Consider the following 14,307-nt stretch of genomic DNA (forward strand, 5'->3'; position numbering starts at 1 on the left):
TTAAAGAAGCTTTAAAAAGCGCTTCAAAAAAGCAGTGTCCGATAATGAACAGTTGACCGTTCGGAAGCGGACAGAAAAAAGACCACATGAGAAAAAAACTAGCCCAAATATTAGTTGTCGACGATCAGGAAGAAATTCTTTTTTCTGCAAAAATGATTCTTAAAAAGCATTTCGAAACCATTTTTACAACCAATAGTCCCAAAAAAATCATTTCAATTTTAAGCGAAAATGAAATAAATGTGGTTTTGCTGGATATGAATTACCGAATTGGTTTTGAAGACGGGCGCGAAGGAATTCATTGGCTGAAAGAAATCAAAGAGCTTTCTCCACAAACTATTGTGATTTTAATGACCGCTTTTGGTAAAATAGAAACTGCTGTAGAAGGGATTAAAATTGGTGCTTTTGATTATGTTCTAAAGCCTTGGAACAACGAAAAACTATTAGAAGTTATTGATAAGGCTGTTGCCGAAAGCAGAAAAAACAGTAAAAAAACAACTTCAGAAAAATTAGAAAAGACCGAGAAAAAATATTTTGTCGGGACTTCGGCAAAAATAAAACAAGCGTATTCTATTGCTGAAAAAGTAGCCCGAACAGATGCCAATGTTTTGATTCTCGGCGAAAACGGAACAGGAAAATATGTTTTTGCAGAATTTATCCATCAGCATTCAGAAAGGAAAAATCAGCCTTTTGTGCAAGTAGATTTGGGTTCGTTAAGTGATAATCTATTCGAAAGCGAACTTTTCGGTTATGCCAAAGGAGCTTTTACAGATGCTAAAATCGATACTCCTGGCCGTTTTGAAAATGCCTCAAACGGAACTATTTTTTTAGATGAAATCGGGAATATTCCGCTGCATCTTCAAGCTAAATTATTACATGTTTTGCAAACCAAAACCGTAACGCGTTTGGGCGAAAGCAAGCCAAGACCATTAAATGTTCGTGTAATCGCAGCTACAAACAGTGATATAAAAAATGAGGTAAAGAATAAAACGTTCCGTGAAGATTTATTGTACAGAATAAATACAATGGAAATAAATCTTCCGTCTCTTCGTGAAAGAAAAGATGATATTGTGCCAATGGCAAACTTTATTTTGGAGCAGATTGCCGAAAAATATAATCAGGAAAACTGGCGTTTTGAGGATAATGCGGCATCATATCTGGAAAAATATCCGTGGAAAGGAAACGTCCGCGAAATGGAAAATAAAATCGAACGCGCTTTGATTTTAGCTGAAAACAATACGATTTCTGTAATGGATTTGGATATTTTGGACTTTGAAGAGATTCAGGAAAATGATGAAAATCCATTATCAGAAATGGAAAAAGGCGCAATCGAAAAAGCATTGTTCAAACACAACGGGAACATCAGTAAAACTGCAGAAGAATTAGGATTGTCGCGCGCTGCACTTTATAGAAGGATTGAAAAATACGATTTAAAAAATTAAAGAAAATGAGTAGCGTCCAGCTTTAGCTGGATGTTATTTTGAGATAAGATTGGGGCTTTAGCCAAACTTACGCGTTTTGGCTAAAGCCTATTTCTGTAAATAATATATCTCTCCAGCTAAAGCTGGAGGCAATTCAAAAAAATAATGAAGAATTGGAAGTTTTATAATGCCTTGTTTCTGAGAGTCGTGTTTGTCATGGTACTCTTCCTTGCCAGCGCATTATTGTTTTATAAAGGATTTCGATTCAATGGTATTTTGGCTGGAGTTTTCGTTTTGATTTTTCTTTTCGAAATGTATTTTTTCGTCAAAAATCAGTTGTTGTTTTATGATAAAACCATACACTCAATTTTGCATGATGACTTTTCTGCCCATTTTCCGGAAGAGCATAAAAGAGATAATTTCAATAGTTTGTATCTGTTGTACGATACACTAAAAACCCAGAGACAAGAACAGACTTCCAAAGAAATAATCTATCGTTCGATTTTGAACAGTATAGATACTGCAGCCTTAATTTTAGAGAAAGAAAACGATTCTTGGTCTGTTTTTATAATGAATGACTGTTTTTCAAATCTCTTCAAAGTGCCAAAAGTAAGCCATTGGCAATATCTTAAAAACTATCTTCCGAGTTTATGCAATGAAATTGAAAAGGTTGGTTTTACAGAACTTAAGACTGCCATTTCTATCAAAATTGAAGATCAAGACCTTCAGACTTTTATGCTTCAGACTTCGCATACTCAAACGTATAATAAAGAGTATTTTATCATTTTACTGGATAGCATTCAGCGTGTAATCGAGAAAAAAGAAAAAGAAGCATGGATTAATTTAATGAAGATTATTTCGCATGAATTAATGAATTCTTTAACGCCGATTCGTGCGCTTTCGCAGAATTTGCTTCATATTGTAGATCAGGAAGAATTAGAAGAAGATGATTTTGAAGACATCAAAAGCAGTATTTCGACTATTATCAATAGAAGTGATCATTTACAGTTTTTTGTAGAGAATTATCGTAAGCTGGCAATGCTGCCAACGCCAAACAAGCAAATGACGCCAATTAATGCTTTATTTGAAGATTGTTTACGAATTATGAGTCCGATCTTGAAAGACGAAGGAATCGAATTGATAAATGAAATACACAGTTCACGTTCTATTATGATTGATAAAAATCAAATGGAACAAGTAATTATCAATTTGATTACCAATAGTATTCATGCATTAAAAGAAAAAACAGAAAAGAAACTGCTAATTTCGAGTTATACTGAAAACAATCGCTTTTTTATTGTGATTGCCGATAATGGAAAAGGGGTTGATGCTGAGATTCGAGATAAAGTTTTTCTTCCGTTTTTCACGACTAGAAAAGATGGTGCAGGAATTGGATTAACGCTTTCTAAAAATATTATAGAAGCCCATGGAGGTTATCTAAGCTATCAAACCGACGAAGATAAAACGAGTTTTGTGATTTGCTTGATCTGAAAATAATGATGTGAAACTACCTTTGTCACCCTGAGCGAAGTCGAAGGGCTTATTACATGAGTGGGCTTCGACTCCGCTCAGCCTGACAGATGATTTATGACTGTTTTTTAAATCTCAACTTCTGGTTTCCAAAAGTGTTTTTCAAAATCTACAATCTGATTGTTGACTACTTTTATTCCTTCGTTTTCTAAAAGCTGCTGCATTAAATTGGTTCCGTCAAAATGATGCTTTCCTGTTAGTAGTCCTTTTTGGTTTACAACTCGGTGCGCAGGAACATCGTCCATATTATGGCAGGCATTCATTGCCCAGCCCACCATTCTTGCTGAGCGGGCAGCACCTAAAGCTTTTGCAATAGCGCCATAAGAAGTAACTTTTCCAAATGGGATTTGTCTGACGATTACATACACTCTTTCGAAAAAATTTTCTTCAGTCATTTTAAAATATTTTTACCATTCCGATATGAAGTTAATAAAAATAAAAACTTAATTTTTCTTAATCTCTTAATCGTTAGTTTTATTTATCCGAAGTAGTAATTCAAGATATTAAAAAGTGTTGCAAGTGCAACCAATCCTGTGATAGTTCCGATAATGGTATTCATGTTTCGCATGAAATAATCGGTTTTCTTTTCTATTTTTCCAAAGAAAGCAATATAACTATATAAAATTGCAAAAGCTCCAAGAACCGAGCCCAATACAAAGGTTAGAATAATAGTGTTTTCGAATACGAAAAGATGATATGAAGCAAGCGTTACACTTATTACAACATAATACGGGATAGGAAAGAAGTTTAATCCCGAAAGCAGCATTCCGAGAAAGAAACTGCTTTTTTTGCTGGTTTTCTTTAGTTTCGTTTTTTTCTTTGCTATTGGATCTTTTGCAAAAAAGAAAAAATAAATGGTTAAGATCGAAAAAATGATAAAACCAGCTTCACGCAATAATATTACAACATCTGGGCGATTGTCTATCACACGAGCAAACAGTACCGCAATGTAAGCCTGAAAAAAAATAATTAAAACCGCACCAATTACAAACGACAAAGCATTCTTTTTTCCTTCTTTCATTTTTATTTTGGCAGCCGTCATATTGAGCAATCCTGGCGGAATAGTTCCAATGGCAGCGGCAATAAAGCCCGAAAGTAAAGGAGTAAGGTAGGTCATTTAGCTACTAAATGGGTTAGATAAAGGTTTCAAAATTAAAGTTAGTCTTTAATTTTGAAACGAATATACGTAATTGCCTTATTAATTTCTAAATATTGTTTTTCGTAAAAAGTCTGGATAGAAGTCACAACTTCAGGACTTCCTTCGTTTTTATATACGTTATGGTTGGCATACAAAACCTCGTGACCTTCGCCATGAAGCAATCCAAGTGTATAACCGTGCATAAATTCGCTATCGGTTTTTAGGTTTACGACACCGTCTTTTTTCAAGATTTTTTTGTACAATTTCAAAAACTCAGAATTCGTCATTCTATGTTTGGTTCTTTTGTATTTGATTTGCGGATCTGGGAAAGTAATCCAGATTTCGTCAACTTCGCCTTCAGCAAAAATATGATTGATCAATTCGATTTGCGTGCGAACGAAAGCTACATTATGAAGACCGTTTTCTACAGCAGTTTTAGCACCACGCCAGAAACGCGCACCTTTAATGTCAATTCCGATAAAATTTTTGTTTGGGTATTTCTCTGCTAATCCAACAGAATATTCTCCCTTTCCGCATCCTAATTCTAAAACTAATGGATTATCATTTTTAAAGAAATCAGAATTCCATTTTCCTTTTAAAGGCATTAAATCGCCTACAACTTCTTCTCTGGTTGGTTGAAAAACGTTTTGAAATGTTTCGTTTTCTCTGAATCTTTTTAGTTTATTTTTACTTCCCACTTTTACAAAAATTTTCGGCAAAATTAAGGAATATAAACGAATGAAAATAGCGTAATTAGGTTTAAAAAGTTTTCCGCCACGAATTCACGAATTTTATTTTAAAAATAATTTGTGAATTCGTGGCGGAAAAAAATATTTTTTAACCGTAATGAGGTTCTGTAATTGGTTTTAATTTTGGATCAAGAGATTCATCATGTTGAGACAAATCCAATCCGATGTGTTCTGATTCTTCTGAAACTCTCAGCGGAATAATGAAATTGGTTACTTTGAACAAGAAATAAGCTCCGAAGAAAGTAAAGATCGAAACTAAAACCAACGCCATCATGTGATGTCCGAAAACATTCCATCCGCCGTGAAGTAAACTTGCGTCTTCGCCGTGAGCGAAAATGGCAGTTAGAATCATTCCCATAATTCCGCCAACACCGTGACAAGCAAAAACATCAAGCGTATCGTCGAATTTTTTAGAATATTTACAGTTTACAGCTGTATTAGAAACCAAAGCCGTAATAAAACCGAAGAACATACTTTCTGGTACAGAAACAAATCCTGCAGCAGGTGTAATGGCAACAAGCCCCACAACAGCTCCAATACATGCTCCCAGAGCAGAAACTTTTCTTCCGTTCATTCTATCAAAGAAAATCCAAGTTAACATCGCTGCAGCCGATGAAGTTGTCGTTGTAGCAAAAGCCATTGCAGCAGTTCCGTTGGCAGCAAGAGCAGATCCAGCGTTGAATCCGAACCAGCCGAACCAAAGCATTCCCGTTCCTAATAACACAAATGGAATATTGGTTGGAATATGCTGGCTGTTTTTTCTTTTTCCTAAAACCAGAACTCCTGCCAAAGCTGCAAAACCAGAACTCATGTGCACCACAGTTCCTCCTGCAAAATCTTTAACTCCAAAATAGCTTCCTAAAACACCCGTCGGATACCAAACCGCGTGGCATAAAGGAGCATAAATGAATATCGTGAATAAACTAATGAATACTAAATAAGAGATAAAACGAACGCGCTCTGCAAATGAACCTGTGATAATTGCAGGACAAATGATGGCAAATTTCATCTGAAACAAAGCAAAAAGCATAAACGGAATCGTATTGGCCAATTGTTTATGAGGCAGAACGCCAACATAATCCATAAAAGCAAAAGTCGTCGGATTTCCGAAAAAGCTATAAAAATGATCTCCAGAACCAAAACCAACCGGTTCTCCAAAAGCCAAACTAAATGCCACTACAACCCATAAAAGAGTAACGACGCCTAAGCAGATAAAACTTTGAAGCATGGTCGAAATAACGTTTTTCTTGCCAACCATTCCGCCATAAAAGAAAGACAATCCCGGAGTCATGATTAAAACCAGACAGCTTGAAGTAAGCATCCAAGCAACATCGGCAGGAACGATATGATCTGTAGTTCCGAATTCTGATAAAACATAATTATTTTCTGTAACTGTTGGCCAAAATGCACCTATCGTACACACGACACTGATCATAATAAAGGATATAATCCAGCGTTTTTCTATTTTCATTTTTAAAATACTTTGTTTAACCCTGTTTTTTTTGGGGTCAAAGTTAGAAAAAAATAAATATTCTTGTTTTTAAGGCTGTTAAAATAGAGGTGTGGCTTTTATTTTGATCGATTTTGTAAAATACAGCATGTTTTTTTGACAGTATCTTATTCTAAAGTTACAAAAAAGCACTGTTTTTGCCGAATTAATTAAAATTAATCTGCTAACAGTGCTCTTAATGTGCTCAAAAAGTTACGTTTATAATAAGAAAAGCGTAAAATGTTTTATTTCTTTTGAAGTTTTGCAATTAAAGCATCTTCAATTGGCGCTTTTATCTTGGTTACAGCATCAACTTCGTCATTCGGAATTGTCATTGATAAAACATAATGCTGAATTTTCCATTCGTTGCCTACTTTAACCAAAACTCCAGAACCACGACAGATTTTCATTTGTGTGTCTAGCAATTCGTCAAACCAAGCTATTTTACCCGATTTATCAAAAAAGATATGACGTTCTAAAGCTTTAAAATTCCAAGTTGTTCCTTTATCGAAAAAAGGTTTTGCCCAGATAGCAAATTCTTTTTTGGTCCAATTTTCGGTTGCATCGGTTCCGATGTAGATTGCATCGTCTGCCAATACATTAAAGTAAGCATCATATTTTACCTCGCCCGCAGCTTTATGCCACGCATCAAGAGTCTGATTGATTTTGTTTTTGTCGGTTTGTGCATTTGCAAAAGTTGCAGCGAATAAAAGAAGTAAAAGTATTTTTTTCATGAGATATGTTATTTGAGTTTAAAGGTATAATTTTTTTTGAACCATGTAAGTGATATAAGAAAACTAAAGAAAACCCAATTATTGCCACAAAGGCACCAAGGCGCAAAGTTTATTTTAAGATGCCTAATGACTATGTACCTTTGCAACTATATACCTTTGTACCTCATTAAATTATCATTAACAATGTTCATGTCATTTAATCTCTCAAAAAACCACTATATTTGATTCATCAATACAAATACCCCAGTCATGAAGGCAAAATTACTTATAAGTTCACTCGCTATAACTTCTCTATTGTTCGTTTCCTGTAAAAAGGAATTAGAACCGCAAGAAAGCACAGCAACCTCAGAATTAGTAAGATTAGGACTTGCAAAAGATACAACTAAACCCGCTGCGCCAGTGGTACAAACTTCAGCAGCAAATCCAAATACAGTTTTAAGCGATACTAAAGGAATCAATCCTGCTCACGGACAGCCGGGCCACCGTTGCGATATTGCGGTTGGAGCGCCTTTAAATTCTGCACCGACTCAGCAAGTGCAGGCAACTCAAGGACAAACCGTACAGGTGAATCCAACTCAGCAGAAAATGGTTACGACTACAACTGCCGCGCCAGTTAAAGTGGCAAAAGGAATGAATCCACCACACGGACAGCCAGGACATAGATGTGATATTCCTGTTGGAGCGCCTTTAAACTCGCCTAAAGCAACAACAACTGCAACAACGACAAATACTGCTCAAAGCGGAACAGTTACTCAAAACTTTAGCGTTACTCCTCCAGCATCAAACCCAGTTCCTGCATTGTTAAGCACAGAAGGAAATGAAGCGACAGTTGCAGACGGAATGAATCCGCCGCACGGAAAACCAGGCCACCGTTGCGATATTGCAGTTGGTGCACCGTTGCCTAAATAATAGAAAAGTGACAAAGGTGCAAAGTAACAAAGGTTCTAAGTTTTTTCCTTTGTCACTTTGCACCTTTGTGCCTTTGTCACTTTATAAATATTTTTAAATTTAATGCGCTTTAATTTTTTCGAAAGTGCTCGTCAATGTTTTTTTAGCTTTGGCCAATGCACCGCTGAAAGCTTTTTCAAGTGTTTCTGCATGTTCTGTAACCGTAATAGGCTGTAGTTTTACAGGACGAACTTCAATCACACATTTTTTGTCATGCAAGCTGAATTTTTCTCCATTTTCATCTCCAAAATGAATTTCTACGCGAGTAATTTTATCTTGAAAACGGTCTAAGCTTTTTTCTACTTCTCCAGAAAAATAGCTTTCTAATCTTGCACTTCCTTCAATGTTTTTGTCGGTGTTGATTTGTACTTTCATAACAAATAAAATTTAATGATTCATTCTCAAACTTATCGATTTTAAAGATAAAAGACAAGTAGGTTAAGGAAATATTATGAAATTTTAAATTGATTTATTTTTCAATTTTGTAATTTCGATTTGGAGAAAATATACTCAAAGTATTTTAATTTATAAATAAAGAAAAAACTTACAGTTAATTGTTTTGTTTCGTATGTTTGCAATTCCTAAATGCAAAATATTATGAATACAAAAAATTTTCTTGCCCGTGTAGTATGGTGGCGATATTGGAAACAATCGCAACGCTCTTTGCAGCGTAGGACACCTAAGCTATACGGGTTTTATAATTCCTAAATGCAAAATTATGAGTACCAACACCCTTTCCAAAGAAACCGAATTGAGGTTAACTGAATTCTTCAACAATTCAATTGATTCTAAAAGTATGGCGAAAACCATTAGGCAAGTAAATTTCCTAATTGCGTTAAATGCAATACGAGAAGATGGATTTATGAAAACCGAAACCGTAAATATTGAAGATGGTTTCTATTGGTTAAATGAATTAGCAGAAATTCTTGATCCTTATTTGGGGATTGAGTAAGACAATGAGAAAAAGCCACTTGAAGGAGTGGCTTTTTTTTTGATTTTATAAATTTAGAACTCCCAATCGGCTTACATGATTAGATAATTTTAGTTGTATATCATCGACAAAGTTTTTTCGTAAAGTAAATATTTTATCTAATTTATTAATTTCTTTTTTAAGTGAAGAATGAAAAAACCTGTAATCAAGTACTAATTTATAACTAGAATTGTAATTATCTAAATAAAATACAGGAGATTGAAAGTCTCGTTCGCTAGATCTTTTTAAACAGCTATGATAATCACTCCTTATTAACATACCTGGAATAAGTCGATAATATTTTTCTTTTTTTTGCACAATATCACATAATGGAGTTATGTTTAATTCTATTGGAATAAAAATATTTTCAGTTACATGTTTTCTAAATCTTCTTTTTATATAATTTTTTTTATCTACTTGTTCTTCAGGTTTGGTTTTGCCTTCATTGTATGCTTTAATAAAAGGATTTAGTTTGTCAGCTTCAATGCAGTCATTAAGAATATCCACATATGGATGTTTAGTTTTAGAAACTTTATAAATTGAGCCAGTAAGTTCATTATTATGGGTGTCCTTAGAAATTAAAAATTTTGAATTTAATTTTGATGTAAAATCAAGATTTATTTTTTTTAATTCTTCCTCTGTGCACCAATCAGAAAATTCGTATTGTTTGTTTAAGAATATTTCTTTCTCGATTTCATCATCAATTAACTCACTTAAGGCATAGAAAAATCCATCAGTTCTTCTTTGATTATCACCATTCAATTTTTCAAAAAAATTACCATATCCAAGATATGAAATTGATAAAGATGAAATAAGTTCTTTTAATTTCTTTTTTTGATCTACTTCATTTTGTGCCAATTCAAAAATATAATCAACAGTTTTGTTACTTGATTTTTTAATTATTGTTTCCCAACTAGTAAGCGTTTTAAAAGCATCATTTTCTTTTAATTTTTCATTTATTAAATCATGTAATTCTTGTTCTTTACCATCAATAAATTCATATTCTGTATCTCCGTTATCATTACTTATTTCATTAAAATAACTTTTTTTGTTTAATTCAATTATTTCAATTGGTTTTCTATGTGAAAGCTGATAAGCTTTATCTTCTAGCATATCTTTAAAATCAGCAAGTTTTGTATCTTCTTCTTTGCTCCAAATTAAGACAATATAGCTACTAGAGTTATTTGCTAACAGAGCATTTAGTATTGAAGAATGTTTACTCTTAAAGTCATTAACACTTGCAGGATTTGTGGCAGGATATAAATTTAAATCTAAAAAAATTAACCTTACATGTTGAGGTGTTTTGGGTAAATTACTTCTGCTTCCATCTGAAAAAATATGTGGAATTTGATGTTTGTAAAGAGAGTCGATTATTGGCTTTGCTTCCTCAAAGATATCATCAATAACATATACATTGCCAGACGAGAAATAGTTAGATATCATATAAAATAGTTATTTTTTAAAAACTAAAGAGACTAAAGCTCCTTTTCTAAATTCATTTGGTATTTCGTAGTCATCAAAATCAGGAAATGTCAAATTTCCTTTTTGTGTTAACATAATTTCATGGGCAATATTTAATCCTAATCCTAATCCCGCTTTTTTTCCTGTCTCCATAGGTTCTATAGCAATATCCGTAGGAATTAAAAAACCAGTTCCGTTATCAGCAATAATTATTTCAACTGTATTTTCGTTTTCAATTATATCTATAAATATTAGCTTGTCTTTAATTGTTTTATGTTCTTCCAAAGCTACATCTAGCCAATAAAGAGAATTGTCAATTAGATTTATAATAATCCCTTCAATTAGACCTTTTGCTAAATTTAATTTGATTTGATTTTTTCTTTCGTAAGCTTTAATGATTTTTGTCTCATGTTTTTTTAATCTAAATTCAACCGAAAATAATGAATCTTCAATGACGTCAGTTAATGATACAATTTTAGAGCCCGTCTTTCTAAACATTTCAGAATAGCCATTAACTAATTTGGATAATCTAGTTACTAAGCTGTTTACATTTTTAAGCATAGACGAATCATTACGGACTACTTCGTAAAGTTCTTGAATTACTTTTTCTATTTCATGTAAAACAATACCAAGGCCAAGACCTGCGCTAGAAGTTTTAAGAAGTCTATCTTGCATTAATTTGTAATTACTTTCAATTTCAAAAAGATGATTGTTGATTTCTTTAGCGATTTCAGTATCTTTTACTTTTTTTGTAACTAAAGTTTGTAGTTTAGCAATTGATGATAAAACCGGCTCACTTTTTTTTGTTGGGCCATATTTATCTCGTAGTAATTTTTTGTCGCTTTTTCTAAGTATTTCAAAAAGCTCTATTGTGTGGGTTACAGCGTTTTTAAAATCAAAAAAGTGCTGATTTTCAATAAAACCTTCCCGATTGGTTTTTTCTTCTAAACCAGTGCTGTTTTCTCTATCTAGAAAAACACCACACACAATGATGTTATTGCTTATTTTTTCTCCAGGACTATTTACTCGACTTAAGTTTAATTCTAACCAATCATTATCGGGCTCTCCATAGTTGTAAACTCTCATATCGTCTCTAAAAACTTTAACACCTGAATTAGATTTGAGATATTCTTTCAATCCTTTTTTGTCTAAAACTTCATTTAAAACGTAACTCTCAAGATCAAAAACATATCCTTGGATTCGTATTTTTCCTATATGTTTTTTGGAAACAGAGAAACTTTCTTTTTCATTTTTTTCGTTTCTTCTTTTTAAAGTATGATGACTTAGAATTAATTCGTCGTTTTCGCTAAAATCGTTATCATTTTCATTATTGGTATACTTTCGATTTCTTTTATCAACTTTTTCAAAAACTGCGAAAGGAGTAAAATTATAATTGAATTTCGTGATTTCGTGACCTTCAATTTCAGCTTCAAAGTGATAAAGTGCTAAATCTTTAATATTTTCCCAAGTAACAATATTATCGAGCCAAGCGGGTTTATCCATTACTTTGAAGTCAACCTTAAATTCTTCATTGTTATTATCAAAAGGCGAACTCAAGGATGTAATTGTTCGTTGAACATCTCTAATTTTTGTTCTAGTCCAATTTGATTTTAAATTGCTTATTGCAATGAAAGTGCCATGTGCATCTTTTTTTGTAAAATGTTTTGGAATAGCTCTTTCAATTACAATTATATTAATATCTTCTATGTATCTTTTTATTCTATTTCCTTTTTCATCAATATCGTTTATGTTTTCATCAAAATCTTCCCAATTGATTTTAACATATACTTCATTTTGGTCGATTTTTTTACTTATCAATTCTATTTCATTACCCAATTTGTGAACACCTAATCTTCCAATTCCTTTTTCCCCTATTGGCATTCGTTGCTTTTCGTCAGTAACTTTGAGTTTTAATTCTTTGGCTTTATTTACTTTGTAGTCGCTACCAAGTTCAAGCCAGACATCAGTTATCGTTTCTGAATCCATTCCATGACCATTGTCTTCAATAATAATTATGCTATTGTCTTTGGAATCTAGCTGATCCATTAATACCGTAACTTTTGTTGCATCGGCGTCGTAGGAATTTTTTAACAACTCTAAAAAAGCAACATCTTCACTTTTGATAAGCATATCGCCTAATTGAGGTAAAAGTCTTGCTCTTGATTTAAAATTTGCAGGAATTTCTATATCATCAAGACTTTCTGTTTTTTTGTTTAAGTTGATTTTTGGAGTGTCAATTTCAGATAAATTAAAAGTTGTTTGGTTCGTCTTTATTATTAATCTATTATCTTCATTTTTAGAGAGATTAAATTCTTTTAAAAATTCTTCGATTTCGTTTTCTTCGAATAAAAAATATCCTTCATAATTTTCATAATCTAACATGGAAAGAATAAATAATCCGCCTAAAGATTTGGGAGATAAATAGTCAAAGTTTTTCCCAAAATTGGTGATTCTAAATTCATTTTTTGAGTCGTAATATTTGAAATGGCAATCTGATATTCTGCCATTTGGCCAAGTAATGTTTACGGTTCTTTCTGTTTTAATTTTTGGAGATGGTCCATCAAACATAATTTGATGTGAAGCTTTAGAAATAAGAATACCTGATTGATGACTGCCTGTGGCGCCAACTTCATTAGCGCGAAGGAATTTGAAGAAATTTAATTCGTTTTTTTTAACAGCATCTATGGCCTTTTTTAAAATATCCATTTTAAACAGCTTTTTTGTTTATTCCAAGATCATTGTTTAATAAATCTCTTTCATGAATAAAATTTGAAATGTTTTTTGCAATGTCTTTTATTACAGGGTATGCAACTGAATTCCCGAATTGTCTGTATGCTTGTGTATCAGAAACAGGTTGTGTTTTCAAACCGTTAAAAAAAGCATAGCATTTTTCTGGAAAACCTTGTAATTTACAAGCTTCTAAAGGTGTTAATCTTCTTGGTCTTTTACCTTTTTGTTCAATTAATATTTCAGCACCATCTTTATGATACCTAGCAGAGATTGTTCGTGTAATTTTATCTCCATATGGTTTTGTTATTAAACCATATCCAAAACCATTTCCTTTTTCAATATGATTTTTTTTATGTCTTAATAAAGTATCCCATGTTCCTGGCCCAACTGTATATTTTTCTTCATATTTCTTATTAAGCTCTTTTTCTGGAATCAGAATGTCTTCAAGTTCATAAATCCTGTTTTTGGGGGAATCTGGAAAAAGTTCAAGAATTTCTTTTTTTGATATATTTAGATCAGCTCTAAATCCTACAAAATAAATTCTTTCCCTATGTTGAGGAACCCATTTTGACGCATCAATTATTCTAGTTTCAAATATGTAGCCTATTTTTTCAAGCGATTCCTTTATTATTTCAAACGTTTTTCCATTGTCGTGACTTTTTAGATTTTTTACATTTTCTAAAAAAAATGCTACAGGTTTTTTCAATCTTAAAATTTCTTTTATTTTAAAAAATTCTGTGCCTTGAGTTGGGTCATCAAAACCATGTAATCGTCCTAAACTATTTTTTTTTGAAACCCCCGCAAGTGAAAATGGCTGGCATGGAAATCCTGCCGCTAAAACGTTATGATCAGGGATTTGATTTTCAATATCATTTATTTGATGAATGTCTCCGAACGGAGTTTCACCATGAAATGCTTTATATGTTAATTGTGAGTATTTGTCCCATTCAGAAGAAAATTTGCAAATTCCACCTGCCGCTTCAAAAGCAAAACGAAACCCTCCTATTCCAGCATATAAATCAATAAATTTGAGATTATTCTCCATAATTTAAATTCTATCTTAAATGTTTGCGTAAAGCTTTTTCTATGCTTAAGAAGAATTGCCATTCTCCTTAATTTTTTTGCTTCAAAACATATTTT

General features: G+C 32.7%; 13 protein-coding genes. 4 read left to right on the forward strand and 9 right to left on the reverse strand.

Annotated features, from left to right (window positions below; all coding sequences use genetic code 11):
- The first annotated feature begins 86 nt into the window (after nt 1-86).
- Nucleotides 87-1,439, forward strand: a complete 1,353-nt coding sequence (locus tag NU08_RS04425) for a sigma-54-dependent transcriptional regulator (protein WP_129746033.1) — start codon at nt 87-89, stop codon at nt 1,437-1,439.
- Nucleotides 1,440-1,583: 144 nt separating this feature from the next.
- On the forward strand, nt 1,584-2,909 hold the full coding sequence (locus tag NU08_RS04430; RefSeq protein WP_129746034.1) for a sensor histidine kinase: 1,326 nt from the start codon (nt 1,584-1,586) through the stop codon (nt 2,907-2,909).
- Between the two features lie 107 nt (nt 2,910-3,016).
- Here NU08_RS04430 and NU08_RS04435 read toward each other — a convergent pair whose 3' ends face one another.
- The 5 genes from NU08_RS04435 to NU08_RS04455 all read right to left on the reverse strand — a co-directional run bounded on the left by NU08_RS04435 (nt 3,017) and on the right by NU08_RS04455 (nt 7,058).
- Nucleotides 3,017-3,343, reverse strand: coding sequence for an MGMT family protein (locus tag NU08_RS04435; RefSeq protein ID WP_129746035.1), 327 nt, complete (start codon nt 3,341-3,343; stop codon nt 3,017-3,019).
- 83 nt (nt 3,344-3,426) lie between these two features.
- The gene (locus NU08_RS04440) at nt 3,427-4,065 is read right to left on the reverse strand and encodes a lysine transporter LysE (protein ID WP_008466275.1); all 639 of its coding nucleotides are present in this window, start codon (nt 4,063-4,065) and stop codon (nt 3,427-3,429) included.
- Nucleotides 4,066-4,106: 41 nt separating this feature from the next.
- Nucleotides 4,107-4,784 carry a tRNA (guanosine(46)-N7)-methyltransferase TrmB gene (trmB, locus tag NU08_RS04445; protein ID WP_073408106.1) on the reverse strand — a complete coding sequence of 226 codons (678 nt, stop codon included), beginning with the start codon at nt 4,782-4,784 and terminating at the stop codon, nt 4,107-4,109.
- 139 nt (nt 4,785-4,923) lie between these two features.
- Complete coding sequence (locus tag NU08_RS04450) at nt 4,924-6,306, reverse strand: ammonium transporter (RefSeq protein WP_129746036.1); 1,383 nt, start codon at nt 6,304-6,306, stop codon at nt 4,924-4,926.
- 263 nt (nt 6,307-6,569) lie between these two features.
- Nucleotides 6,570-7,058 carry a nuclear transport factor 2 family protein gene (locus NU08_RS04455; RefSeq protein ID WP_091128599.1) on the reverse strand — a complete coding sequence of 163 codons (489 nt, stop codon included), beginning with the start codon at nt 7,056-7,058 and terminating at the stop codon, nt 6,570-6,572.
- A gap of 249 nt (nt 7,059-7,307) precedes the next feature.
- Here NU08_RS04455 and NU08_RS04460 point away from each other — a divergent pair, with 249 nt between their 5' ends.
- On the forward strand, nt 7,308-7,967 hold the full coding sequence (locus NU08_RS04460) for a hypothetical protein (protein WP_129746037.1): 660 nt from the start codon (nt 7,308-7,310) through the stop codon (nt 7,965-7,967).
- A 99-nt stretch (nt 7,968-8,066) separates the two neighbouring features.
- Here NU08_RS04460 and NU08_RS04465 read toward each other — a convergent pair whose 3' ends face one another.
- Nucleotides 8,067-8,381 carry an HPF/RaiA family ribosome-associated protein gene (locus NU08_RS04465; protein WP_129746038.1) on the reverse strand — a complete coding sequence of 105 codons (315 nt, stop codon included), beginning with the start codon at nt 8,379-8,381 and terminating at the stop codon, nt 8,067-8,069.
- 343 nt (nt 8,382-8,724) lie between these two features.
- Here NU08_RS04465 and NU08_RS04470 point away from each other — a divergent pair, with 343 nt between their 5' ends.
- A complete protein-coding gene (locus tag NU08_RS04470) occupies nt 8,725-8,958 on the forward strand; it encodes a hypothetical protein (protein WP_129746039.1) in 234 nt (77 codons plus the stop codon).
- Nucleotides 8,959-9,003: 45 nt separating this feature from the next.
- Here NU08_RS04470 and NU08_RS04475 read toward each other — a convergent pair whose 3' ends face one another.
- The 3 genes from NU08_RS04475 to dcm are packed head-to-tail and all read right to left on the reverse strand — an operon-like array spanning nt 9,004 to nt 14,212.
- Nucleotides 9,004-10,419, reverse strand: a complete 1,416-nt coding sequence (locus NU08_RS04475) for a hypothetical protein (protein WP_129746040.1) — start codon at nt 10,417-10,419, stop codon at nt 9,004-9,006.
- 9 nt (nt 10,420-10,428) lie between these two features.
- Nucleotides 10,429-13,143 carry an ATP-binding protein gene (locus NU08_RS04480; protein WP_129746041.1) on the reverse strand — a complete coding sequence of 905 codons (2,715 nt, stop codon included), beginning with the start codon at nt 13,141-13,143 and terminating at the stop codon, nt 10,429-10,431.
- A 1-nt stretch (nt 13,144) separates the two neighbouring features.
- Nucleotides 13,145-14,212: a DNA (cytosine-5-)-methyltransferase gene (gene dcm / locus NU08_RS04485; protein WP_129746042.1), complete on the reverse strand. Its 1,068-nt coding sequence runs from the start codon at nt 14,210-14,212 to the stop codon at nt 13,145-13,147.
- Nucleotides 14,213-14,307: the final 95 nt, after the last annotated feature.

The organism is Flavobacterium anhuiense (assembly GCF_004151235.1).
Lineage (GTDB): Bacteria > Bacteroidota > Bacteroidia > Flavobacteriales > Flavobacteriaceae > Flavobacterium > Flavobacterium anhuiense_A.